Consider the following 23,828-nt stretch of genomic DNA (forward strand, 5'->3'; position numbering starts at 1 on the left):
CAGCGCGCTACGCTCGATTCCAGCGTGGACCATCGATTCCAAGTCAGCCTCCGCGGGGTCATCGACCTCCTGTCCCACCATCTGTACAGCTCGCCCGGGGTGTACGTGCGGGAGCTGCTCCAGAACGCCACGGACGCGCTGCGCGCCCGGCAGCAGTTGGAGCCCGGGGCCTCCGGTTCCGTGGGGCTGGAGCTGCGGGAGAAACAGGACGGCGGGCCGCCCACCCTGCTCTTCACCGATGAAGGCGTGGGGCTGACGGAGGAGGAGATCCACCGCTTCCTCGCGACCATCGGCGAGTCCTCCAAGCGCGAGGTGCTGGAGGCGCGCCGCAACGACTTCATCGGCCAGTTCGGCATCGGCCTGCTGTCGTGCTTCATGGTGTGCGACGAACTGCTGGTGGTGACGCGCTCGGCGAGGGGCGACGGCCGCACGCTGGAGTGGCGGGGCCGGCACGACGGCACCTATGACGTGCGCGTCTCCGAACACCCGCTGGACGCGCCCGGCACGCACGTCTACCTGGTCGCTCGCGAGGACATGGCGGAGTGGTTCACGCCGGAGCGGGTGCGGCAGCTCGCCCGCCACTACGGGGGCCTGTTGCCGTTTCCCGTGCGGCTCACCGTGAACGGCGCGACGGAGCAGCTCAACCCGGACGGTCCGCCCTGGCGCCGCCTGTACGAGACGGCGGGAGAGAAGCGGCGGGCGCTGCTCGCCTACGGGCGAGAGGTGTTCGGCACGGACTTCCTGGATGTGATTCCGCTGCGTTCGGCGGCGGGGGACGTGGACGGGGTGGCGTTCGTGCTGCCGGCGTCGCCGCACTTCAACGCCAAACAGAAGCACCGCGTGTACCTGAAGCACATGCTCCTGTCGGAGAGCGCGGAGAACCTGCTGCCGGAGTGGGCCTTCTTCGTGAAGTGCGTGGTGAACGGGAACGGCCTCAGGCCCACCGCGAGCCGCGAGTCCTTCTACGAGGACACGGTGCTGGCGCAGGCGCGCGAGGCACTGGGACAGTCGCTGCGCCAGTACCTGATGGACCTGGCGCGCGAGGAGCCCCGGGCGTTGCAGCGGCTGATTGCCCTGCACGGGTTGTCGGTGAAGGGGCTGGCGCTGGATGACGACGACTTCTACCGGCTGGTCATCGACTGGCTGCCCTTCGAGACGTCGCTGGGGATGATGACGTTGGCGGACTACCGGCGTTCGTGGCCGGTGGTGCGCTACACGCCGACGATGGATGGATTCCGGCAGGTGGCGCGGGTGGCGGCGGCACAGGGCCTGTGCGTGCTGAACGCGGCGTACACGCATGACACGGCGTTGCTGGAGAAGCTGCCGCACGTGGTGTCGGACGCGCAGGTGTCGGCCTTCTCGTCCGCGGACCTGCCGCAGACGTTCGAGGAGCTGACGCTGGACGAGCGCGAGGCCCTCTATCCGTTGCTGCGATTGGCCGAAGGGGTGCTGGCGCCGTTCCGCTGCGGGGTGGAGGTGAAGAAGTTCTTCCCGGCGGAGGTGCCCACGCTCTACAGCTCGGACGCGGAAGGGGCGTTCCGGCGGGACGCGGCGCGGGCGAAGGAGGAGTCGGACGACCTTTACGCGGGCGTGCTCGACGGGGTGATGGCGGGCGCGGGGGGCGGCGAGCAGGCGCAGTTGTGCCTCAACCTGCACAACCCGGTGGTGCGCAGGCTGGCGGCGGTGGAGAGCCGGGAGTTGCTGAAGCTGTCGGTGGAGATGCTCTACGTGCAGGCGCTGCTGTTGGGTCAGCACCCGCTGAACGCCCAGGAGATGGCGTTGTTGAACCACGGGCTCCTGGGGCTCATCGCGGCGCGGCTGGATGAAGGCGGGGGCTCATCGGGGCCGGGCTCGCGAGGGATGCACTGATGGGGGACTGGCGCCAGCAGGTGGAGGCGTTGCGCGAGCAAGCGGAAGGACTGCCCGAGGGTGACTCCAAGGTGCGCACGCTGGAGGAAGCGGTGCGGCTGGCGGACACGCACGGGGATGTGCCCCTGGGGTATGCGCTGCGTGATGCGCTCATCGACGCGGCGACCTTCGGAGGGTTCCCGGACAAGGCGCTGGTGGCGTTCGCATGGTGCCGGGGGCAGCAGAAGAAGGACCCGCAGCGGTTCGACCCGGAGGACATGCTCTGGAAGCAGAAGTGGGTGGTGGGCCGGCTGGACGAGTTCCCGCACATCAGCCGCAAGCAGATTTCGGACGCGCTGGATGACGTGGAGCAGAGCTTCGCGAAGCTGGACGCGGGGCAAAGGGCGGCGCTGAAGCTGCGCTACCAGATGGCGCGGGACATGGGCGACACGGCCGAGGCCGAGCGCCTGTGGGAAGCGTGGCTGGTGGCGCCCCGGGACCACCTGACGGACTGCCGTGTCTGTGAATTGGACGACGAGTTGGACCACCACGTGGACCGGGGTGAGTGGGAGCAGGCGGTCAAGAAGGCCAAGCCCATCCTGGACGGGCGTCAGTCCTGCGCGGAGATCCCGCACCTGACGCTGGGCACGCTGCTGTATCCGTTCTTCAAGTTGGAGCGGATGGAGGAAGCACGGGCCTGCCACGTGCGCGGTTACGCGATGGTGGCGAAGAACCGCGAGTTCCTGGCCACGGTGGGCGAACACCTGGAGTTCCTGGCGCTGACGGGCAACCTGTCACGCGGGCTGACGATGCTGGAGAAGCACCTGGGCTGGGCGCTGGAGCACTCCAGCCACCGCGACCGGTTCACCTTCTACGCGGCGGGGTCGTTCCTGCTGGGACAGGTGACGGCGGACGGTCGGGAAGAAGTGAGCCTGCGTCTGCCCAAGGCGTTCCCGCTGCACGCGGTGGACGGGGGCTATGCGACGCGGGCGCTGCGGGACTGGATGGAGACGCAGGCGCGAGACATCGCGGCACGGTTCGATGCGCGCAATGGGACGGCGCGGTTCACGGAGTTGCTGGCGCGCAATGAAGTGCTGGCGAAGGAAGCGCGGTTGTTTCCGTTGGATTGAGCTGAGTCCAGTAATGCGGAGGTGAGGACGCCGTGAAAGTGCCTTCCAGGCTGTTCCTTGCGACCTTGTGGCTCATGCTCTTCACGTCCTCCAGTCAGGCTGGAGAGGAGACCCTTCCACCTCCAGGTGACTGCACCAAGGACGTCTATCGGACCTTGAATCAAGCCACGGGTTTGGCTTGCAAGACTGAAGGAATGAGCTGCAATGAGGTCATGAATTGTCAGGAACTGACGGTCCGCTGGAACAGGTTCGCGAACTGCATCCAGGCTCGCAAGGTGCTGATGGACCGTTGTTTCCGTGGAGGCGACCTGGCACACAAGAGCGTCCTTGCGACCTATGAAAAGGGACAGGCCCGGTGCACGGAACTCATCGGCATCCGCTGTCGCCCCACCGAGCAATGCCGTTGAGAAGGCAGGCGGACCCATGAGCGAGCAAGAGACACCGCTCCGGCAGCAGATCGAGAATGCCTTTTCGAGTGTGCCCCGCCCCGATGACAACCACATCGCCTATGCGTCGGATGCATGGGAGACAACGGAACTCATCAGGGATTTCCGAGGCCTGCATTGGAAGGATGTTCCGGTGGAACAGATCCGCCAGCATGCGGCGCATCTGTCGCTGTTCAGTCCAGAAGCACTGCCCTATTACCTCCCGGCCTATCTCCTGGCCGCACTCACCGACCTCGACGTCCGCGACTTCCTTCTGTCCCAGTTGAGCATTCCGGCGGAATCACACCTGGACTTGCGGACCCACTTCCAGAATCGGTTTGGCACGCTTTCCCCCGAGCAGAGGAATGCGGTTCAAACCTTCTTGCGGAGGATGCGAGACGAAGCGTCAGGTCCGATTGAACAGCGGCATTGGGCCCAGGCTCTGGCCAACTATTGGGACATCTTCTGAGATCAGGGTGATTTGGGCCCTGCGCCAAAGGTCTCCTCACGCTTGAGCCCCTGTGCCCTGATGGCCTTGAGATAGGCCATGGACCTCATCTCCGGGCACCGCAGGACGGCCTCCTGGAACACCTGCGGCGGCGCGTATTCGTGGGCATCGATGTAGTGAGCGATCATCGTCGGGGCGACGAAGACGCGTTCCAGGGCTGGGACGAAGACGTTCGCCGCTCCAATGGAGACCGTCAGGCCCTGATACGTGACGGGCCCGGGCCCTCCCGTGAACCGACAAAGCGGGCACGGATGACGCCCCGCGAGGACGGCCGGCTGCCAGGGCTGCATGCACAGCCTGATGAGAGCCGCGAAGAAGTCCTCTCCGACAGCCCCCTTCGTGAAGACATGCTCGCTTTCGAGCCATCCGACCGCGAGCAGCGACGCCTCCCAGCGGCCAAAGTACGAGCACGGAGCGAGATCCTGGAAGTACGCCATGTCGAGCCCCACTCCGGCGGAACGGTGCTCCGTCAGCGCTTCAGCTTCGAGAACGGGTTGTTGAACGGCTCCGGCTTCTTCTGCGCCGGAGCCTGGTTCCCCTGTGCCGGAGGCCGCGGCCCACCGCCCTGCGGCCGTGAAGGCCCACCGCTCGGGCGCTCCGTCATCCGCCCCTGCCCCGTGGCCCCGCCCACCGCGGGCTTCCCGGACGCCTGCGGCGCCCCGCCCTCCTGCAACGCCTTCACGGACAACGCCAGACGCTTGCGCGCCAGGTCCACGGTCAGCACCTTCACCGTCAGCCGGTCGCCCACCTTCGCCGCCTCCGACGCGTCCTTGATGAAGCGCGTGGACAGCTGCGACACATGCACCAGTCCGTCCTGATGCACGCCCACGTCCACGAACGCGCCAAACGCCGTCACGTTCGTCACCGTGCCCTGCAACACCATCCCCTCCTTCACGTCCTCCAGCGAGCGCAGGTCATCCCGCGTCGCATGCGCCGTGAAGTCACCGCGCGGGTCGCGGCTCGGCTTCTCCAGCTCCGCCAGGATGTCCTTCAGCGTCAGCTCTCCCAGCTCCGGCCCCAGGTAGCGCTTCGCTTCAATCTTGCGCACCAGCGTCGCGTTGCCCACCAGCGAGGCCACGTCCACGCCCAGGTCCTTCGCCATCCGCTCCACCACGGAGTAGCGCTCCGGGTGCACCGCGCTCGAATCCAGCGGCTCCGGCCCGCGCACGCGCAGGAAGCCCGCCGCCTGCTCGAACGTCTTCGGTCCCAGGCCACTCACCTTCAGCAGCTCCCGCCGCGTGGTGAAGCGCCCCTTCGCCGACCGGTGCGCCACCAGCTTCTTCGCCAGCGACGGCCCCACGCCGGACACGTGCTCCAACAACTGCGGTGACGCGGTGTTCACATCCACGCCCACCGCGTTCACGCACGAGTCCACCACCTCGCCCAGCTTCTTCTTGAGCAGGCCCTGGTCCACGTCGTGCTGGTACTGCCCCACGCCAATGCTCTTCGGGTCGATCTTCACCAGCTCCGCCAGCGGATCCTGCAACCGCCGGCCAATCGACACCGCCCCGCGCAGCGTCACGTCCAGCTCCGGGAACTCCTCTCGCGCCACCTCCGACGCGGAGTAGATGGACGCGCCCTGCTCGCTCACCGACACCACCGGAATCTGGAGGCCCAGCGCCTTGAGCGTATCCCGCGTGAAGATTTCGGCCTCCCGGCTGCCCGTGCCGTTGCCCACGGCGATGAGTTCCGGCTTGTGCTTGCGCACCACCGCCTCCAACAACTTCGCCGCCCGCGCCCGCTCGTCCGCGCTGCGCTCCGAGTACAGCGTCGTCGTCTCCACCACCGTCCCCGTCACGTCCATCATCGCCAGCTTGATGCCCGTGCGAAGTCCCGGGTCCAACGCCAGCACCGCACGAGCCCCAGCAGGAGCCGTCAGCAGCAGGTGCCGCAGGTTCTCACCGAAGACACCGATGGCGCCCTTGTCCGCGCGCTCCTTCAACTCCGTGCGCAGCTCCGACTCCAGCGACGGCCCCATCAGCCGCTCCCACCCGTCCTCCACCGCCGCGCGCAGCTCCCCCGCGAACAGCGACTGCGGCCGGGTCACCACGCGCCCGGAGAAGAGCCCCTTCACCTCGTCGTCCGGCAGGCCGAGCTTCACCTTCAGCACGCCCTCCTCCTCCCCGCGCAACAACGCCAGCACGCGGTGGGACGGGGCCTGGGACAGTGGCTCCTCGTGGCCGTAGTAGTTCTCGAACTTGGTCGTCTCGCCCTTCTTCGCCGGCACCACGTCCGAGCGCAGCGAGCCCCGCCGGGTGCACAGGTCACGAGCCTCGCGGCGCAGCTTCGCGTCCTCCGCCACCCGCTCGGCGCAGATGTCGCGCGCGCCCGCCAGCGCGGCGGCCACGTCCGCGACGCCCTTCTCCGTGTCCACGTAGGGCTTCACGCGCGCGTCCACGTTCTCCCCGCGCTGCCCCTCCTGCTTCCACACGAGGTCCGCCAGCGGCTCCAGCCCCTTCTCCCGGGCGATGGCCGCGCGGGTGCGGCGCTTGGGCTTGTAGGGCAGGTACAGGTCCTCCAGCTCCGCGCGCGTGCGCGCCGCCTGGAGCGCCTTCGACAGCTCCGGCGTCAGCTTCCCCTGCTCCTCGATGCTGCGCAGGATGGTGTCGCGCCGCCCATCCAGCTCCGCGCGCTCCGAGGAGCGGTCGAGGATGGCCTGGATTTGAACCTCATCCAGGCCCCCCGTGACCTCCTTGCGGTAGCGCGCGATGAAGGGGACCGTGCCCCCCTCCTCGTGCAACGCGAGGGTCCGGTCCACCTGCTCCGGCTTGATGCCCAGTTCCTGGGCCAACGCGGCGGCATAGACGTGCATGGGCCCGTCTATACCCCGGTCCGCCCGCGCCTCCCAGTGGCGCGCCGCGCTCTACCGCCGGACGAGTCGGATGGCGTCCAATGCGACGTTGTAACCCGTACTCGCCGCGTTCTTCCCCACCACCGTGAAGGTGAACAGCTTGGGCTCCAGGTCGGTGAACGTCACCGTCCCCAGCTCCACCTCCGCGTACGCCGTGCCGCTGGAGTACTCGTCCCGCGTCCCGCCCACCGCCACGCCCCCCACGTCCAGTTGGTACTGCCCGCGCCCGTTGTTGCGCTTGGTGAGCACCCGCACCGCGAACGTCCCCACCGTGCGCGGCATGAGCGTGTACGTCACCTTCGCGCCCACGCCGTTCGTGTTGTGGTAGCGGATGCCACCCATCTCCGCGCCCGTCTCCACGTTCGTGGATGACGTGTCCGGAGTGCTCGTCGGCTTCAGGTTCTCCGCCTGGTACACCAGCGCCCGAGCGTCGTGCTCCACCGCGCGCCCCAGGCGCTTCTGCGTCTGGTCCACGTAGAGCGACTGCGGCACCAGTTCATTCCCGGACGTCGCCACCTCCGCCAGGTCCGCGGGCGCCGTCTTCGTCGTCACCGCTACATCCACGGTCGTCGCGCTGCCGCGCATGCCAATCACGTAGCCCTGCCCGTACTGATGCGAGCGCACAATGCTGGAGCCCCCGTAGGCCGGAGGCTTCGCCCCATTGGTGTTCCAGAACACGCTCTGGGTCGTGGTGACGCCGTGGCTGACGGTGCCGTAGGGCGTCCGGTCCGCGGCCTCGAAGCGCTCCAGGTAGAGCGTCGTGTTGTCCACCAGGTTCGCCGCGCTCAGGTGCATGTGGAAGTCAGACACCTTGTCCCCGTTGGACGCGCGGTTGTTGAACAGCACGTTGCCGGTGGTGTGCATGGAGCGGAAGTCGAAGTTGTGCCGCCCGCCGTACGCCACGCTGTCCTTGAAGAGGCTGTCACTGCTCCGAATCGAGTACAGGTACCCGTTTCCGCCACCGCCCATGTACTGGGGCTTCTCCATCTGGCTCGAATCCACGGTGATGTTGCGCGAGTAATCCAGGTCGATGCCGTTGGACAGCAGGTGCACGTCCCGCGTGTTGGACGGCGGCCGGTAGGAACTGACGCCGCGGATCCACCCGTCCATCACGTGGTTCATCCGCACCACCACCGCGTCGTGCATCGCGTATGCGCCCGTGCCCGGCACGCTGTAGTCCTCCTCGCCCGTGCCCGGCGTGGGGTTCTCCCGCATGCCGATGGACAGGTGTTCGATGCCCACCTCCGTCAGGTGCGCGGCAATGCCATACACGCGCGCCGCGTCGCGCATCAGCAGGCCCTGGCGCAACGGGATGTCCAGCGTCAGCGTCCGCGTGGCCGCGTCCACCGCCACCACCCGCCGGTAGAAGGACGGCCCCGGCAGCGACGTCCACGTGGTGCCCATGTTGAGCTCCGCGCTGCGCTCCGCCGTCAGGTCCGCCCGCACCACCACCCACGTGCCCACGGGATAGTTGGCCACGCTCGCCACCTGGATGCGCGTCGCCAGATTGGCCGCGTCCTGCGTGAGCGCCACCGACGCCGTCGCCGCGGACGTCCAGGACACCGACGACTCGCGCGGGCCCACCATGATGACCTTCTTGAGGCGCATGTCCGTCGCCGCGTTGTAGAGGAACGTCGCCGTCGCGCCCTGCCCGCGCAGCACCACGTTGCTCTTGCCGATGTACAGCGCGTACGCCTTGCCCGCCGGAGGCGCCACCTGGTACGTGCCCCGGGGCAGGTACACCACCCCGCCGCCCGCCACCGCCCCCGCGTCGTTGAGCGCCTGTTGCAACACCGCCGTCACGTCCGACGCGCCCGTGTTGTCCGCGAAGTACGGCGCCTGCGTCACGTCCAGCACCCGGTCCATCCGCACCGGAGGCTCCGCCTGTCGCTGCCGGTAGCCCGCGTAGGAGAAGTCATGCAGGAACTGCGACGCGTTGCCCGGCCGCGTGTACCCCGGCTGCCACGTCTCCGGATACAGCACGCTGCGCCACGGCGCCGCCTCCGCTCCTCCCGGCGTCCCCACCGCCAGCATCCACCCCAGCCCCGCCCCCAGAAGCCCCTGCAATCCCTTGCGTGCGCCCACGATGCGTTCCTTCCCGGCCCTGTTCCATCCCAGGGAGTCGTTTCCACGCAAAACAGCACAAAGCTGTAAAAACGAAAAGCCCAACTGAAACACAAAGGGGCCGCGCGGGGAGTGTCCCCACGCGGCCCCGGACAGGCCTCGGGTGTTTCACGCGCGCGTCAGAGCAGCGGCAGCGCCATCACCAGTTCCTGCTGCACGGGCTGCTGCGCGACGTTGACGGGGCGGCAATCCGAGCGGGGCGCCGACGTCCCCCCATCCGTCTGGGTGGGCAGCGCCATCGCGGACACGCAGAGCTGGTATTCGCCCGGGTTCACGCCTTCGAAGCGCGCGGGCTGCGCCATGGACAGGGCCTGGACCTGCGCGGGCTGGCTTGCGCCCTGGAGCTTCTCGATGAGGAGCACGCGGGCCTCCTGGGCGCGCGTACCCTCCGCGGCCTGGGCGCGCACCAGCACCGTCACGCCGCCCTCGGGAATCGTCAGGTCCACGCGCGCCGTCTGCTTCGCCTGGATGTTCGCCGTCGTGCGCTGCACCTGCTGGCCGCCACCCGACTCCGTCACCGCCAGCACCGAGTACGTCGCTGGCGCCAGGTTGTCGAAGTGGAAGGTGCCATCCGTGCCCGTCGTCCCGCTGACGCCGCCCGCGGGGGCCGCCGGGTTGGTGACGATGACGAGCGCGCCGCTCACCGGCTGGTTGCCCTTGAGCACCGTGCCGTCCAACTGCCCCGTCGCGGACAGCCGCAGGTCCATCTTCTGATCCGCCACGCCAGCCAGGAGCTGCGTGAACTCCGACCGCCCCTCCTGGAAGTGCTCCGCCGACAACTGGAGCGGTGAGATGGGGAGCCCCTCGAACACGTAGCCGCCATCCGGCCCCGTCCGCGCCTGCTGGAGTCCGTACTCCAGCGCCGCCGCCGAGCCCACCACCACCCCCACGCCCTTCACAGGCTGCGACACGGTGACCGTCGCGTCGGCCACCGGCGCGCCCGATGCGTTCACGACGCGGCCCTGGAGCTGCCTTCCTCGCTGCACGACCACATCCCCCAGCGACGTCTCCTGCCCTTCCTGGATGCGGACACCCGGCACCGTCTTGTTCATGAAGCCCTTGCCGGTGATGTACAGCGTGTGTTCGCCCGCCGGGACGCCTCGCAGGTGGAAGCGCCCGTCCCCGCCACCGTTGGGCGCCGCGCCCGCGCCGCGCACCACCACGGAGAAGTCCGTGGGCGGCACCTGGTCCTCCCGGACGACCCGACCCGTGAGCGTGCCTCCCAGGCTCATCTTCAACACCGGCTCCATGCCGCCCGTCTCCGCCTGCACCGGCGGCGTCAGCCATGGCAATCGCTGCTGGAGCGTGGTGCCCGGCGGCGCGGCGCGAAGCAGGTAGGTGCCGGGCAAGAGGCCCCGGAACTCGAAGCGTCCGCCTGGATCCGCAGTGGTGATGAGCTGCCCGCGCAGCGTCTGCTCCGACCGGCCGCGCATCCGAGCCCCCGTCAGCTCCGCCGACACCACGGCCTCGCCCACCGGCTGACCGATGGAGGACTCCACGCGCCCCCGCAGCACCTCCGCCGCGGACAGCACCAGCACCACGGGCGCCTCACGCACCGCCTCCTGGGACAGGTCCACGAACTGCGTGCCGGACGTGGCGCGCTCGTGCTTCGCCACCACCGCCACGCGGCGCTGCGGCAGGCCCTCCATCTCGAACGCGCCGCGCGCATCCGCCGTGGTCTGCCGGGCCAGCGTCCGCCGCGCGCCCTCATCCAGCGCCACCCGCACCACCGCGTAGGGCACCGGCGCCCCGCGCGCATCCTCCACACGGCCACCGAAGCGCGCCGCGTCCGGCACGGTGATGGTGATGCCAGACTGCTCACTCATGCCATCCAGGCGCACGGTCGCGGACGTGCCCGGCGCGACGCGCGGCCCGGAGGCCGTGAACTGGTAGGGCCCCGCGCCCAGGTGCTCGAAGCGCCACGCGCCCCGGGCATCCGTCTCCACGCCATCCCCGCGTGCGTCCGTCAGCGACAGCAGCGTGTTCGTCGTCTCCGGCACCGGCATCACGACGACGCCCGACACCGGCTTGCCCCTCGCATCCACCACCGTGCCGGAGGCCGCCGCGCCACCCCGCAGCGTCACCGTCACCTTCTGGGCCACTTCCACCGCGTCCACCACCTGCGTGACCTGCCACGACGGCGCGAAGCCCCGGGCGGACACCTTGAGGACGTGGCGTCCCACCGGCAGGCCCTGCAACAACGCGCGGCCCTGCGCATCCGTGGTGCCCAGGACGGTCTGCTGCGAGCGCAGCTCCACGGCCGCGCCCGGCACGCCCCGGGCCTCCGCGCCCTCCACCACCGTCACCTCCAGCGACGCCGCGGGCCGCAGGTGCAGCACCAGGGGCTGCGTCTCGTCGTTCAGCCACAGGCCCACCGGGCCCGCCAGCAGCGAGCCGTGCCGGGCGACGACCTGATACGCGCGGGGCGACAGGCCCGTGATGTCGAACGTGCCGTCCTTCCCGGTGCGCACCGAGTGCGGCGGGCTCGTGTCCAGCACCACCGTGGCCCCCTCCACCGGGAGCTCCTCCGGGTCCAACACCAGGCCCTGCACGTGGAAGCCGCCCGGACGGTCCTCGTCCGGCACCAGGGGCAGCGCCGACAACTCAGTGAGGCCCGCGCCCCGAGCGGAGACATTCGAGGAACGGACCGCGAGCGGCGTGGCCGAGGCTTCCTCACGCGCGGCGACGACCGTCGGGCCCGCGTTCGGCTCGCGCAGCGCGAACCAGAGGAGGAGGCCCGACACCAGCGCTCCCAGCACCCACGGAACCCAACGCCTCATGGCCCTGTCCTCAAGGAAATGGAAAAGGAGGGGCCGCGGTCAAAGGCACCGCGGCCCCGGTTGTCACATGACGACCCAGCAGACGAACGTCGCCGCGACTAGCGGTCGAACGTCGCGTCGCTCAGCACGGGGCCCGCGCTCGCCGAAGCGTTCGCGGCCGCGCCGTAGATCTCCACCCAGTAGAACTCGTCGTCGCCGATGACGATGATGATGACGTCCGTGGCGTTGGTCGTCGGGCCGTTGTAGTCCGTGCCCTTGGCGGCGGAGGCCGGCACGGAGTACGAGGAGGCAGCCAGACCCGCGACGAGACCGAACAGCGCAAGCAGCTTCTTCATGGGGGCAATCCTAGCGTTGGGGGTTTGAACAGCCCTGACGCTCGGCTCCGGGGCCCCAGAGCTTCACGCCAGTATCCACCCTGCCCTATGCGACGGGAGGGTGAGATCCTGTGGACGGCTCCGCCAGGGCTTCGACAGCCACCGGGGCGGAGGGGGACGACGAACGGGGAAGGAAACGCTGGCGCAGACGCGTCAGGAAACGGCCGATGGCGCGGTACTCGTCATCGCCCATCAGCGCCAGGTCCACGGACGTCATGAACAGCGAGAAGGTGACCAGCCCGAGCACCAGCGCGATGCCCACGTGGAACGTGAAGCCCATCACCACCGCCAGCCGGCGGCTGTAGGGATTGAGGAAGAGCAGGAACGGGAACGCGACCTGGAAGGCCACCGTGCAGTACGACAACGCCGTCACCACGAAGGCGTCGCGGTAGATCCACTCCGTCACGCCCGGAATCACGAACTGCCCGCTGCGAAACGCGTAGTACAGGGCCGTGCCGTCCTGCCACACGCCGCCCTGCACCTTGTAGAGCCCCGCAAGCCCATACACGAGGCTGATCTGCACCGCGAACGCCACCATCGCGGTGTTGTGGAACATCGCGCCCACCTTCGCCCAAGGCCCCGGCTCCACGCCCTCCGGCGCGGCAGGCCCCTTCGCGCGCCGCTCCGCGTCCAGGGAGAAGTGCGCGCTGACGTCCGCGAAGCACGCGTACACCAGGATGAGGTGGATGATGTTGTCCCCGCCGTCCCAGATGCCCGGGAAGCGCTGGTGCAGCGACCACAGGAACACCCACTGGAAGGGCGTCAGCCAGCGCGCCCGCCAACCCACCATCCACAGCACCGCCACCAGGATGCCCAGGTGGTAGCAGACCTCGAAGAAGAGCGGTGACGCGCTCCAGGCGTAGACGGAGAAGTTGCGCGTGTGCGCCATCTCCGCGACGAACGTCTCATATGGCCACAGCCCGGACGGCCCGAACAGGTAGCGCCGCTGGGAGTAGTTGATGAGGTACTCGATGAGCACCGCCGCGCCCGCGACCAGGCGGAAGAGGCTCGCGCCCATCAGGTAGCGCGGCTGGGATTGCCAGGCGGTGAAGGCCGCCCAGGCGCCCGCCAGGGTGGACGGAGGCCCCGACGAAGCAGCAGTAGCGTCGCTCATCGCGCCTCCACGGCTTCAACGGGCTGCCAGGACAACTCCATCCACGTGGTGTCACCCGGCGCGTCGGCGTTCATGCGCTGGGAGAAGGGAGGCGCCTTGATGGTCGCCAACCGCACCCGCACCTCCCGGGTGCGCAGTTGGGGATACAACGACAGGCACGCCGAGGACGCCACGCGCCCCAACAGCCGCCGCCCCTGCTGCTTGCGCTGCTGGCGCTTGCCCTCCGCCGCCGCCACCGCCTGACGGTAGGCGTCCGTGTCCTCGGGCTTCTCCAACAGCCGGGTGGTGATTTCGTCGTCGCTCGCCGTGAGCTGGCTCAACCCCGCCACCTGCGCGCGCTCCAGCCGGTCCGCGGGCGTCAGGCGATAGCGCTGTTTCAAATCCAGCAGCGGCGATGTGAGGTTCACCCAGGGCTCCTCTCTTGAAACACCCGCCGCGTCCTCGCCCCGGCACGCCACGAACACATGCCGCGTCTTGGCTTCCACGTTGGGCGCGAACAGCGTCCAGCGCTGATGGAAGAAAGGCTGCATGTAGCGGTCCACCACGCCAAGGACAGACACCTTCACCGGGTTGATGGGCGTCAGGAACGCCAGCGTGAAGGCGAAGTGGATTCCCAGACCGAACAACAGCACTGCGGGCAGCACCTTCTGGAGTGCCTGACCTAATTGCTGGAATTTCATGATTGCCCGGAGACCACGGGAGGTCTTACAGAACGAATCAAGCGGGAGCGTCGTGAATCTCAGTAACACGCACTAAAACTTTGCGTCAATATGGCCGCCCCATTTCACCTTGATTGAAACGGATTGCCCCCCGCTGGCGTCTGGCTGGACCCGCTTGTGACATCAAGGGTTACAAAAGCAGCGGGGCCGCGTGGGGGAGTGTCCCCACGCGGCCCCGAAAGGCCCTACGGTGCTTCAGCCGGCCCGTCTCAGGCGGGCTGGATGTCGTTGTTCTTCACGCGGAAGGTGTGTGAGGCGAACTTCGCCTCCAGCTCGCTGCCGTCGCGCTTGGAGTAGTCCTTGGCCACTTCCGTCGCGGGGATGAGGTGGAAGGTGGCGAGCGTCTCATCCGCCTTCACCTCCACCACCACGAAGCCGTGCGAGTCCGCGTCCGCGAAGCGCAGGCCGGCATTGGAGTCCTTGAGCGTCTTCTCCATGTTGGTGACGGCGTACCCGTACACGGGCGCGCCCGGGGCGTAGCCCGCGCCCAGCAGGGCCAGGCCCGCCAGCTCCTTGATGGAGCCGGAGGTGATGCCCGGCGCCGTCAGCGTGGGCACGCCCTCCTCCACCGACGCGAACGACGCGTGGATGTCGCCGGAGAGGAACAGCGCGTTGGTCACGCCCTGGGCCTTGAGCGTGTTGAGCATGACCTTCTTCTTCGTGGGGAAGCCGTCCCACTGGTCCACGCTGAAGTAGAAGCGCTGGCGCAGCGTCGGGTCGTAGATGTCCGACTTGGCGCGCAAGTCCCAGATGAGCGCCGACAGCGACGTGGAGCTCACCACCATCTTCCAGGTGTTGGTCGCCTTGGAGAGCGTCTCGTTGAACCACGCCTGCTGGTCCGGCCCGAACACGTCCTCGCTCGCGCCCGCGGACAACTGGTACTTCACCGCCGCGAACAGGTCGAAGGTGTCCTTCACCACCACGTAGCGCGAGCCCTGGATGTTGAAGAGCGCGCTCTTGCCCATGTGCGCGTACGCCAGGCCCCGGGGCTTGTCCGCCGCGGCGATTTGCAGCGCGGCGAAGCCCGCCGCCTTGAACACCTGGTTCACGTAGAAGAGCGCCACCGGGCCCTTCACCCAGAGGCCCGCCTTCTGCGCGGCCTCCGCGTCCGTCAGGCCCGCCGCCTTCGCCTGGCTCAGGTACGCGCCCTGGAGCACCTGCTTGTGCTGCGCATAGGCCGCGTCGTCGATGTTCACGTACGCGAACGTGTCCGCCTGGAAGACCTGCTTCACCGCGTCCGGCTGGCCCGCCAGCGCCGCGCCCAGGAGCGTCGCGTCCAGCGCCACCGCGCCGGGGTACGCGTCCTCCGGGATGAGGTGGTCCGGACGGTAGCTGCGGTAGTCCGTCACCAGCAGCTTCAGGTGCCGGCCGTATTCGAAGTCACGGTAGATGCGCGTGTTGGGGAAGCGCGGCTCGTTGTCCACGTTGACGGCGCCCTCGGCCGTCTGCGCGGTGTCCAGCGGGATGAACTCCAGGAACGCCTGCTCGGCGTTGTGCTTGCGGTCCAGCTGCGTCTCGTCCCGCTTGCCGTCCTCGTACGTCGCCACGTCCCTCCAGCAGTCGTCGGAGAACTCGTGGTCGTCCCAGGTGATGATGAACGGGTAGCGCTCGTGCACCGCCTGCAGCTGCCGGTCCGTGCGCACCGTCTTGTACAGGTCCCGGTAGTTGGACAGCGAGTTGGCCGCCAGGAACGCGGTGACGCCCGTGCCCTGCGCCAGCGCGGCCTGGGGCTCGCTGAAGCGCACGGTGCGGCCGCCGCCAGAGGACTGGAAGGACGTGTCGCCCGTGGTCTCGTAGACGTAGTCCCCGAGGAACACGATGAAGTCCAGGTCCTGATCCAACTGCAACAGTCGCTGCCACGCGTTGTAGTAGCGGCCAATGAAGTCCTGGCAGCTGGCGAAGGCGAACTTCACCGGCACGTCGTCACCCGCCGCGGGCGCGGTGCGCGTGCGCCCGACGCGCGTGGTGTTCTTCTGGCCGTCCTGCTCGTAGGAGAAGCGGTAGTAGTACGTCGTGCGCGACGACAGGCCCGTCACCTTCACCTTCACCGCGTGGTCGTGCGCCGCCAGCGCCGTCAGGTCCTTCTTGTCCAGCACCAGCGAGGAGAAGTCCTCCGTCGTGGAGACCTCCAGCCGCAGGGTCAGGTCCTGAGCGGCGCGCGCGGTGTCCTCCACGCGCACCCACAACACCACGCTGTCCGGACGCGGATCTCCCGACGCCAGCGATTGCGGGAAGTAGGGCGAGCCATCCGACGTGGCCGTCGTCTCATCGTCGGAGCATCCAAAGGTCGTCGTCGCCGCGACGGCAACCACGGCTTGCAGGAACGTGCGGCGTTTGAAGGGGTTGAACAAGGCGGTGGACTCCAGCGGGAATCGGGTGAAGGGGTGTTTCCCGGCCGACGAAGTCTAGAGGCGCTTCCCCCTCCACACGAAACATCCCCGCGACACACCCGCATGACCTTCCGCGTCACGCGGCCGTCACCCGCCTGCCCGTCCCCCCACACTCCCTGAAAGGGAAAGGGGCCGACCGCCATCGCTGGCGGTCGACCCCTTCCTTCCCTTCAGGCCCGCGCGCGCCGCTCCCCCCGGAGGAACGCGCACGGACTGTCTTTGGACGCGGCTACTTCACGGCCTTCACGCGGGGACGCTTCTCCCCTTCCGCGGGCTCCGCGGGGGCTTCCGCCGCGGGGGCGCCAGCGGCCGCCTTGCCGATGCCGTACTTCTCCAGCACCAGGGCTTCAATCTCCTTCTGGGTTTCCGGGTGCTCGCGCAGGTACTCCTTCGCGTTCTCCCGGCCCTGGCCGATGCGCTCTCCCTTGAAGGAGAACCAACTGCCGCTCTTCTCCACGATGTTGTCGTTGGAGGCGAGGTCGATGAGGTCGCCCTCACGGGAGATGCCCGTGCCGTACATGATGTCGAACTCGACTTCCTTGAACGGGGGCGCGACCTTGTTCTTCACGACCTTCACGCGGGTGCGGCTGCCCACCACGTTGTCGCCGTTCTTGATGGCGCCCACGCGGCGGATGTCCATGCGCTGCGACGCGTAGAACTTCAGCGCGTTGCCGCCCGTCGTCGTCTCCGGGTTGCCGAACATCACGCCAATCTTCATGCGGATCTGGTTGATGAAGATGACGCACGTCTGGCTCTTGGAGATGGTGCCCGTGAGCTTGCGCAGCGCCTGGCTCATGAGGCGCGCCTGCACGCCCATGTGCGCATCTCCCATCTCACCCTCGAGCTCCGCCTTGGGAACGAGCGCGGCCACCGAGTCCACCACCAGCACGTCGATGGCGCCCGAGCGCACCAGCATCTCCGCGATCTCCAGGCCCTGCTCGCCGGTGTCCGGCTGGGACAGGAGCAGGTCGTCGGTGCGCACGCCCAGCTTGCGCGCGTAGCCCACGTCCATCGCGTGCTCCGCGTCGATGTAGCCGCACACGCCGCCGCGCTTCTGCGCCTCCGCGACGATGTGGAGCGACAGCGTCGTCTTGCCGGAGGACTCCGGCCCGAAGATTTCGATGATGCGCCCGCGCGGCACGCCGCCCACGCCCAGCGCGATGTCGAGCGAGATGGACCCCGTCGAAATGGCCTGGATGTCCTTCATCATCGGCTCGTCGTTGCCGAGCCGCATGATGGAACCCTTGCCGAACTGACGCTCCACCGCCGCCAGCGCCAGCTCGATCGCCTTTTCCTTCTCCTGATTCACGGCCATTTCTCGTCGCTCCTTGGAAGAGTGGGCCACCCCGGCCCACCTGAACGCGCTTTTAGTACGCGATGGGTAGACCCTAGTCCACCCCTCTGACATCCGTTTTGGGTTCTGCCGGTCAGCTCTTGCGCAGGGCGGCCAGGAAGGCGGCCACCAGACCGCCCAGCCCCGCCACCCAACCGGCCGGGACGTCCGGCACCAGCAACATCCACAACCCCACCCCAGACACGACCGTCAGCAGCGCCAGGGCCCCGCGATACAGGGGAGAACCCACCGTGGCAACCGTCAGCAGCGTCAGGGACAGGAGGCTCAGGAGCCCCTGGAGGATGAGCAGCCCGCCAGGCTCGACCAGCCCCGTCACGGTGAGCAGCACCTGGGCCGCCAGCGCCCCCAGGCCCACCGCGAGCGCCGGGAACGGCCCGCCCCGGGGCGGCGACAGTTGGGTCCCCAGCACAGGGGTGGCCTTCAGGTGGTCCAGGTCCTCCGGGCGCACCTCCAGGGCGTAGGGGAAGCCCAGCGCCAGCAGCGACTCCACCGTCGCGGCGCGGCAGGTGCGCCCGTCCGCGTCCACCAGCCCCTCCAGATTGCCGCCCTCCAGCAGCCGGTGGAAGGCATCCGCCTCCGCCCGTCCCGCCCCCTCCGCGACCACGTCCGCCAGCAATCCGTTGAAATCCGATGCCAGCCGCAGCCGCTCCTCCCCCGAGGCCCGCCGGGCCTGCTGCGCCAGGAGGAGCATGGGCAGCGGAGAGTCCGAGGGCGGGGTGGGCGAGCCGGACTGCGCCGGGGGCTCCCAGGCCGCCAGGTCCGACGGAGCTCCGTCCTCGCCCTCGAAAGGGGCGTCGGATGTGCGCGGACGTGGGCGGGAAGCATCGGTCACGGTGGCGAAACTGTAACCGGGGCGCCCCTCGGGGTTCAAAGTGGGAGGTGCCCGCAACTTCCTCCGGGCAACGGGGTTGATGCCTCACGGATGGATTCGGACCCGGACACGCAGGCGATGCTGAAGGTGGCGGCGGGCGACAAACAGGCCTTCGCCTGGCTCTTCGACCGACACCACGCGAGCGTGGCGCGCTTCGCGTTCCGCTTCGTGGGGGACCCGGCGAGAGCGGAGGAGCTCACGCAGGACATCTTCGTGAAGCTCTACCGCCACGCGCGCTCCTACAAGCCGACGGCGAAGTTCAAGACGTTCCTCTTCCGGGTGGCCACCAACCACTGCCTCAACGAGATGCGGCGCGGGGAGTACCGGGTGGCGCGCCTTGCGTCGGAGGCCCCGGACGCGGAAGACGCGGGAGCGGTGGAGATGCCAGGGCCCGAAGGAGACCGGCCCGACCAGGCGTTGAGCGGCCGGGAGTTGGAAGCGGCGGTGGGCGTGGCCCTGGGTGATTTGAGCGACCGCGAGCGCGCGGCCTTCACCATGTGCCGCTTCGAGGGCATGGCGTACCGGGACATCGCTGAAGCGCTGGAGGCGAGCGAGGCCGCCGTGAAGAGTCTCATCCACCGCGCCACCCTGGCGGTGGCGCGCAGGATTGAAGCGTTGCAGGCGGGCACCGTGCCCGCGAGGAGTCGGGCATGAGCTGCACCCATGAAGAAGACCTGACGGCCTATATCGACGGGGAGCTGCCGCCCCCGCACCGCGCCCGGATGGAGGCCCACCTGGGCACCTGCGCGGAGTGCCAGCAGACGGAGCGGCTCCTGCGCGTCACCGTGGCGAGGATGGCGGAGCTGCCCGCCTTCACGCCGTCCCCCTCCTCGCGCCGCGAGGTGCTGGCGCGGCTGGACGCGCTGCCGCCCACGTGGCGGGAGCGGATGGCGTCGCTGTTGCGGCCGGGCGTGCTGGTGCCTTCCGCGGGCGTGGCCGCGACCGCGGTGCTGGCGCTGCTCGTCGCGGGACGCGCCAGCGTGGACGGCGCGGCGCTGGAAGAGCTGGACGCGGGCGCGCTGGAAGTGGCGACGAACCTGGAGCTGGTCGAGGACTACGAAGTGCTGGGACTCGACAGCTCCGACGACCTGGAGGTCGTCGAGAACCTCCACGAACTGGGGATGCCGTGATGCTGGGAAGAACGACCCTGACGGCCCTCGCCGTGGGACTGACGCTGGCCCTCCTGCCGGTCGCGTCCGCCCGCGCGGCGAACGCCCCCACGCCCACCGCGGCCGAGCGCTTCGAGAAGCTCCCTCCGGAGCAGAAGGAGGCGCTGCGCGCGAAGCTGCGCGAGTTCAAGGCGATGCCGCCCCAGGAGCAGGCGCGCGTGCGCGAGAACCTCCAGCGCTGGCGGCAGCTTCCTCCCGAGGAGCGGGAGCGGCTGCGCACCAACCTGCGCGACTTCCAGCGCTTGTCGCCCCAGGAGCGCAAGGCCGTGCGCGAGCAGGTGCGCGACCTCAAGGGCCTGTCCACGGAGCGCCGCGCGGAGCTGCGCCAGCGGATGCGCGCCTACCTGAAGGAACACCCCGAGCGCCGCGAGCAGATGATGGAGAACATGCGCCGCTGGCGGCAGATGTCCGCCGAGCAGCGTCAGGAGGCACGCGAGCGGCTGCGCGAAAGGCGGCGCAAGTGAGCCCCGCCCCGTCATGGCTGCTGCTGTTCACGCTCGCGTTCGCCCTGCCCGCCGCGGCCCAGCAGGCCCCTTCGCCGGGTGAAGCACCGGAGCGCCCCGCCCCCATCGCGCCGGTGCATCCGGAGGCGCGCCCCGTCCCCACCGACGTCCGCCGCCAGGAGTCCGCGCTCACCGACGAGGACCGCGAGGTGGTGGAGAACCTGGAGCTGCTCGAATCGCTGGACGCGGCGGCGGACCTGGAAGTGCTGCTGGAGCTGTCGGAAGACCCCTGAAGCCGCGCACCCCACCGTGAAGCAAACGAAGAAGCCCGGGCCCCTGTGGAAGGGAACCCGGGCTCTTTCGCGTCAGGCGTTGAAGCGCCGTGTCGCTATTCGACCGTCACGCTCTTGGCCAGGTTGCGGGGCTGGTCCACGTCGTTCCCGCGCATCTCCGCCACGTGGTAGGCGAGCAGCTGCAGCGGGATGGTGGCCACCACCGGAGCGAGCAGCGCGGAGGCGGCGGGGATGCGGATGACGTGGTCGGCCAGGGTGTCCGCCTGCGTGTCGTCCTCGTCGATGACGGCGATGACCTTGCCGCCGCGAGCGCGGACCTCCTCGATGTTGCCGATGATCTTCTCGTACGCGACGTGCGGATGCTTCGGCGCGATGACCACGACGGGCATCTTCTCGTCGATGAGCGCGATGGGGCCGTGCTTCATCTCACCGCCCGCGTAGCCCTCCGCGTGGATGTAGGAGATCTCCTTCAGCTTGAGCGCGCCCTCCAGCGCCACCGGGTGCATGGGGCCGCGGCCGAGGAACAGGAAGTCCTGCGCGTTCATGAACTCACGCGCGACGCGCTTCACCTGCGGCTCGCACTTGAGCACGTCCTCGATCATCTTCGGCACCTGCGCCAGCTGCGTCAGGTGCTCCTGCGCGCCTTCCACCGACAGCGTGCCACGCATGCGGCCCAGCTTCACCGCCAGCAGGTACAGCGTCACCAGCTGCGTGGTGAACGCCTTCGTGGACGCGACGCCGATCTCCGGACCCGCGTTGGTGAGGATGTGCAGGTCCGACTCGCGCGTCATCGCGCTGCCAATGACGTTGCAGATGGCCAGCGTGTGGGCGCCCAGCCGCTTGGCCTCCTTGAAGGCCCCCAGCGTGTCCGCCGTCTCACCCGACTGGCTGATGGCGACGACCAGGTGCGACTTCTCCACGATGGGGTCGCGGTAGCGGAACTCGCTGGCGAGCTCCACTTCCACCGGCAGCCGCGCCAGCGATTCAATCATGTGCTTGCCGGCCACGCCGGAGTGCCACGACGTGCCGCACGCCAGGATGGTGACCTTGGTGAAGGACTTCACCTGTTCAAGGCTGAGATTCCACGTGTCGAAGTGGACGTCGCCTTCGGACAGGAGCATCCGGCCGCGCAGCGTGTCCGCGATGGCGCGGGGCTGCTCGTGGATCTCCTTGTGCATGAAGTGCTTGTAGCCGCCCTTCTCCGCCATCATCGGCGTCCAGTCGATGCGGCGCGTGGGGCGGTTCACCAGCTGGCCCGCGCGGTTGAAGATGTCCACCTTCGCGGCGGTGATGACCGCCAGGTCACCCTCCTCCATGTAGACGAAGTCGCGCGTGTGCTCGAGCAGCGCGGGCACGTCGCTGGCCACGAAGTTCTGGCCCTCGCCCAGGCCCAGCACCATGGGCGACGCGTCCTTGGTGCACACGATGCGGCCCGGATCCTTGGAGCACACCACGACGAGGCCGTAGGTGCCCCTCACCTGCTTGATGGCCGCGCGCACCGCGTCCGGCAGGTCCACGCCGCGCTCGACCTCCTCGGCGATGAGGTGCGCGAACACTTCCGAGTCCGTCTCCGACGCGAAGACGTGGCCGCGCGCGCGCAGCTCCACCTTCAGCGCCAGGTGGTTCTCGATGATGCCGTTGTGCACCACCGCCACGTTCTTGTACGTGTGCGGGTGGGCGTTCTCGTCGGAGGGACGGCCGTGGGTCGCCCAACGCGTGTGGCCGATGCCCGTCGTGCCCTTGGGCAGATCCTGCACCACCCGGTTCTCCAGGTTGCGCAGCTTGCCCGTGGCGCGCACCACGTTGAGCTGGTTGCCACTCACCACCGCGACGCCCGCGGAGTCATAGCCCCGGTACTCGAGCTTCTTCAGACCCGACACCAGGATGGGAGCAGATTCCTTGTCACCGACGTAGCCAACAATCCCGCACATGTTCCTGCCTCTTTCTCGACCCGCGCCCGCCAGAGCAAACCACGGGAAACCTTGTCACGCCCAACCACGCCCCACCGTCCGACCACCAGGCAGGCGTCAGGAATCAGCCTGCCTTCACCTTCGTCTGCCGCGCCTTCTTGGCCGCCACCCAACCCTCCTTCACCACCTGCGGCGCACGGGACACAGCGAGGCTCCCCGGAGGCACATTTTTCGTCACCGTGGTGCCCGCGCCGACATACCCGCCATCTCCCACCTTCACCGGCGCCACCAGCTGCGAGTCGGAGCCGATGAAGACCCCGTCGCCCAGCTCCGTCAGGTGCTTGTTCACCCCGTCATAGTTACAGGTGATGGTGCCCGCGCCGATGTTGCAGCCCGCGCCGATGTTGGCGTCGCCCAGGTAAGTCAGGTGGTTGGCCTTGCTGCCCTTGCCAATGCGGGCCTTCTTCGTCTCCACGAAGTTCCCCAGATGCACGTCCTCTGCCAACTCGGTTCCGGGACGCAGCCGGGAGAACGGGCCGATGATGCACCGGTCGCCCACCCGCGCCTCCTCCAGCACCGAGTAGGGCTTGATGTGCGTGCCGTCCGCCACGTGGGAGGCCGTCAGCACGCTGCCCTGGCCGATGGTGACATTCTTTCCGACGACGGTGCCGGCCGCGAGCGTGACGCTCGGCCCAATCTCCGTGTCGGTGCCAATGGTGATGCCCTCTTCGATGTACGCCGTGGCGGGGTCCTGGATGGACACGCCCGCGCGCATGTGGGCTTCGTTGATGCGCTGCTGGAGCACGCGGGCCCGCGCCGCCAGCTCCACCTTGTCGTTCACGCCCGCGGTCTCCGTGGCGTCCGCGTCCACCGCGCCCACGGGGCCTTGGCGAGCGGCCATCTCCACGAGGTCGGTGAGGTAGTACTCGCCCTGCGCGTTGACGGGTTTGATCTCCGCGAGCGCCTTCCACAGGAAGGACGCCTCCACGGAGTAGATGCCCGCGTTGCATTCCTTCACCGCACGCTGCTCCGGGGTGCAGTCCTTGTGCTCCACGATGCGGGACACCTTGCCGCCCTCGCGGATGACGCGGCCGTAGCCCGTGGGGTCCTCCAGGGTGGTGGACACCATGGCCAGCGCGCCGCCCGCGGCGTCATGCGCGGCCAGGAGCGCCTGGAGCGTCTCCTTGCGCAAGAGCGGCACGTCTCCGTAGAGGATGAGCACGCGGCCCTCGTGGCCCGCGAGCGCGTCCTGGGCGGCCTTCACCGCGTCCGCCGTGCCGCGCTGCTCCTTCTGGAGCGCGAAGCGCAGGGGCGCGTCCGGGAAGTGCGCACGGATGGACTTCTCCACCTCGGCGGCCTGATGGCCCACCACCGGCACCACGGACGTGGCGCCCAGTTCCAGGGCCCGCTTCAAGGGATAGGCGCAGATGGGACGACCGAGGATGGGGTGAAGGACCTTCGCCTTCTCCGACTTCATCCGCGTGCCCTTCCCCGCGCACAGGACCACCGCTGCCAAAGCTGTCAT

At 68.8% G+C, this 23,828-nt stretch carries 20 protein-coding genes; 8 read left to right on the forward strand and 12 right to left on the reverse strand.

The genetic code is table 11. The features are described from left to right. Positions 1-24 precede the first annotated feature (24 nt). The 4 genes from OV208_RS22235 to OV208_RS22245 all read left to right on the forward strand — a co-directional run bounded on the left by OV208_RS22235 (position 25) and on the right by OV208_RS22245 (position 3,872). Positions 25-1,869: an HSP90 family protein gene (locus OV208_RS22235; protein ID WP_267575881.1), complete on the forward strand. Its 1,845-nt coding sequence runs from the start codon at positions 25-27 to the stop codon at positions 1,867-1,869. Then, positions 1,866-2,978 (forward strand): hypothetical protein, encoded by a 1,113-nt coding sequence (locus OV208_RS22240; protein ID WP_267576448.1) that lies wholly within the window; start codon positions 1,866-1,868, stop codon positions 2,976-2,978. Before OV208_RS22235 ends, OV208_RS22240 begins: the two co-directional genes overlap by 4 nt. A 74-nt stretch (positions 2,979-3,052) precedes the next feature. Next, a complete protein-coding gene (locus OV208_RS41385; RefSeq protein ID WP_420715044.1) occupies positions 3,053-3,385 on the forward strand; it encodes a hypothetical protein in 333 nt (110 codons plus the stop codon). A 16-nt stretch (positions 3,386-3,401) separates the two neighbouring features. Then, the gene (locus OV208_RS22245; protein WP_267575882.1) at positions 3,402-3,872 is read left to right on the forward strand and encodes a DUF6714 family protein; all 471 of its coding nucleotides are present in this window, start codon (positions 3,402-3,404) and stop codon (positions 3,870-3,872) included. Positions 3,873-3,874: 2 nt separating this feature from the next. Here the strand turns inward: OV208_RS22245 and OV208_RS22250 are convergent, their stop codons facing one another. The 10 genes from OV208_RS22250 to OV208_RS22295 form a co-directional block, all read right to left on the reverse strand. Further along, the gene (locus tag OV208_RS22250; protein WP_267575883.1) at positions 3,875-4,348 is read right to left on the reverse strand and encodes a hypothetical protein; all 474 of its coding nucleotides are present in this window, start codon (positions 4,346-4,348) and stop codon (positions 3,875-3,877) included. A 32-nt stretch (positions 4,349-4,380) separates the two neighbouring features. Further along, a complete protein-coding gene (locus OV208_RS22255; protein WP_267575884.1) occupies positions 4,381-6,723 on the reverse strand; it encodes a Tex family protein in 2,343 nt (780 codons plus the stop codon). 51 nt (positions 6,724-6,774) lie between these two features. Beyond that, positions 6,775-8,847, reverse strand: coding sequence for a glycosyl hydrolase family 28-related protein (locus OV208_RS22260; RefSeq protein WP_267575885.1), 2,073 nt, complete (start codon positions 8,845-8,847; stop codon positions 6,775-6,777). A gap of 158 nt (positions 8,848-9,005) precedes the next feature. Further along, positions 9,006-11,666 carry a carboxypeptidase-like regulatory domain-containing protein gene (locus OV208_RS22265; RefSeq protein ID WP_267575886.1) on the reverse strand — a complete coding sequence of 887 codons (2,661 nt, stop codon included), beginning with the start codon at positions 11,664-11,666 and terminating at the stop codon, positions 9,006-9,008. A gap of 98 nt (positions 11,667-11,764) precedes the next feature. Then, a complete protein-coding gene (locus OV208_RS22270) occupies positions 11,765-12,001 on the reverse strand; it encodes a hypothetical protein (protein WP_267575887.1) in 237 nt (78 codons plus the stop codon). Positions 12,002-12,086: 85 nt separating this feature from the next. Continuing rightward, positions 12,087-13,154, reverse strand: coding sequence for a hypothetical protein (locus OV208_RS22275; RefSeq protein ID WP_267575888.1), 1,068 nt, complete (start codon positions 13,152-13,154; stop codon positions 12,087-12,089). Next, complete coding sequence (locus tag OV208_RS22280) at positions 13,151-13,834, reverse strand: DUF5819 family protein (RefSeq protein WP_267575889.1); 684 nt, start codon at positions 13,832-13,834, stop codon at positions 13,151-13,153. The genes OV208_RS22275 and OV208_RS22280 overlap by 4 nt, the downstream gene beginning before the upstream one ends. A 248-nt stretch (positions 13,835-14,082) precedes the next feature. After that, a complete protein-coding gene (locus tag OV208_RS22285) occupies positions 14,083-16,224 on the reverse strand; it encodes an alkaline phosphatase D family protein (RefSeq protein ID WP_267575890.1) in 2,142 nt (713 codons plus the stop codon). A 268-nt stretch (positions 16,225-16,492) separates the two neighbouring features. Next, positions 16,493-17,578 carry a recombinase RecA gene (recA, locus tag OV208_RS22290; protein ID WP_120543144.1) on the reverse strand — a complete coding sequence of 362 codons (1,086 nt, stop codon included), beginning with the start codon at positions 17,576-17,578 and terminating at the stop codon, positions 16,493-16,495. A 112-nt stretch (positions 17,579-17,690) separates the two neighbouring features. Then, positions 17,691-18,308, reverse strand: coding sequence for a hypothetical protein (locus OV208_RS22295; RefSeq protein ID WP_267575891.1), 618 nt, complete (start codon positions 18,306-18,308; stop codon positions 17,691-17,693). A 231-nt stretch (positions 18,309-18,539) separates the two neighbouring features. Here OV208_RS22295 and OV208_RS22300 point away from each other — a divergent pair, with 231 nt between their 5' ends. Genes OV208_RS22300 through OV208_RS22315 form a run of 4 tightly spaced genes read left to right on the forward strand, consistent with a single transcriptional unit; the run spans position 18,540 to position 20,393 of the window. After that, complete coding sequence (locus OV208_RS22300; protein ID WP_267575892.1) at positions 18,540-19,142, forward strand: RNA polymerase sigma factor; 603 nt, start codon at positions 18,540-18,542, stop codon at positions 19,140-19,142. Further along, positions 19,139-19,618: an anti-sigma factor family protein gene (locus tag OV208_RS22305; protein WP_267575893.1), complete on the forward strand. Its 480-nt coding sequence runs from the start codon at positions 19,139-19,141 to the stop codon at positions 19,616-19,618. Before OV208_RS22300 ends, OV208_RS22305 begins: the two co-directional genes overlap by 4 nt. Next, positions 19,618-20,121: a DUF3106 domain-containing protein gene (locus tag OV208_RS22310; RefSeq protein ID WP_267575894.1), complete on the forward strand. Its 504-nt coding sequence runs from the start codon at positions 19,618-19,620 to the stop codon at positions 20,119-20,121. The genes OV208_RS22305 and OV208_RS22310 overlap by 1 nt, the downstream gene beginning before the upstream one ends. Beyond that, positions 20,118-20,393, forward strand: coding sequence for a hypothetical protein (locus OV208_RS22315; RefSeq protein ID WP_267575895.1), 276 nt, complete (start codon positions 20,118-20,120; stop codon positions 20,391-20,393). Before OV208_RS22310 ends, OV208_RS22315 begins: the two co-directional genes overlap by 4 nt. A gap of 95 nt (positions 20,394-20,488) precedes the next feature. On the opposite strand, the gene glmS is transcribed toward OV208_RS22315, so the two are convergent. Both glmS and glmU read right to left on the reverse strand, forming a co-directional pair. Beyond that, complete coding sequence (glmS, locus tag OV208_RS22320) at positions 20,489-22,324, reverse strand: glutamine--fructose-6-phosphate transaminase (isomerizing) (RefSeq protein ID WP_267575896.1); 1,836 nt, start codon at positions 22,322-22,324, stop codon at positions 20,489-20,491. Between the two features lie 103 nt (positions 22,325-22,427). After that, a complete protein-coding gene (glmU, locus tag OV208_RS22325) occupies positions 22,428-23,828 on the reverse strand; it encodes a bifunctional UDP-N-acetylglucosamine diphosphorylase/glucosamine-1-phosphate N-acetyltransferase GlmU (protein ID WP_267575897.1) in 1,401 nt (466 codons plus the stop codon).

Source organism: Corallococcus sp. bb12-1, from assembly GCF_026626765.1.
Taxonomy (GTDB): domain Bacteria; phylum Myxococcota; class Myxococcia; order Myxococcales; family Myxococcaceae; genus Corallococcus; species Corallococcus terminator.

Coding starts and splice junctions, on each gene's coding strand:
- OV208_RS41385 (WP_420715044.1), top strand. CDS start 3,053: ATGCTCTTCACGTCCTCCAGTCAGGCTGGAGAGGAGACCCTTCCACCT.
- OV208_RS22245 (WP_267575882.1), top strand. CDS start 3,402: ATGAGCGAGCAAGAGACACCGCTCCGGCAGCAGATCGAGAATGCCTTT.
- OV208_RS22250 (WP_267575883.1), bottom strand. CDS start 4,348: ATGGCGTACTTCCAGGATCTCGCTCCGTGCTCGTACTTTGGCCGCTGG.
- OV208_RS22255 (WP_267575884.1), bottom strand. CDS start 6,723: ATGCACGTCTATGCCGCCGCGTTGGCCCAGGAACTGGGCATCAAGCCG.
- OV208_RS22265 (WP_267575886.1), bottom strand. CDS start 11,666: ATGAGGCGTTGGGTTCCGTGGGTGCTGGGAGCGCTGGTGTCGGGCCTC.
- OV208_RS22270 (WP_267575887.1), bottom strand. CDS start 12,001: ATGAAGAAGCTGCTTGCGCTGTTCGGTCTCGTCGCGGGTCTGGCTGCC.
- OV208_RS22275 (WP_267575888.1), bottom strand. CDS start 13,154: ATGAGCGACGCTACTGCTGCTTCGTCGGGGCCTCCGTCCACCCTGGCG.
- OV208_RS22280 (WP_267575889.1), bottom strand. CDS start 13,834: ATGAAATTCCAGCAATTAGGTCAGGCACTCCAGAAGGTGCTGCCCGCA.
- recA (WP_120543144.1), bottom strand. CDS start 17,578: ATGGCCGTGAATCAGGAGAAGGAAAAGGCGATCGAGCTGGCGCTGGCG.
- OV208_RS22295 (WP_267575891.1), bottom strand. CDS start 18,308: ATGCTCCTCCTGGCGCAGCAGGCCCGGCGGGCCTCGGGGGAGGAGCGG.
- OV208_RS22300 (WP_267575892.1), top strand. CDS start 18,540: ATGGATTCGGACCCGGACACGCAGGCGATGCTGAAGGTGGCGGCGGGC.
- OV208_RS22305 (WP_267575893.1), top strand. CDS start 19,139: ATGAGCTGCACCCATGAAGAAGACCTGACGGCCTATATCGACGGGGAG.
- OV208_RS22310 (WP_267575894.1), top strand. CDS start 19,618: ATGCTGGGAAGAACGACCCTGACGGCCCTCGCCGTGGGACTGACGCTG.
- glmS (WP_267575896.1), bottom strand. CDS start 22,324: ATGTGCGGGATTGTTGGCTACGTCGGTGACAAGGAATCTGCTCCCATC.
- glmU (WP_267575897.1), bottom strand. CDS start 23,828: ATGACAGCTTTGGCAGCGGTGGTCCTGTGCGCGGGGAAGGGCACGCGG.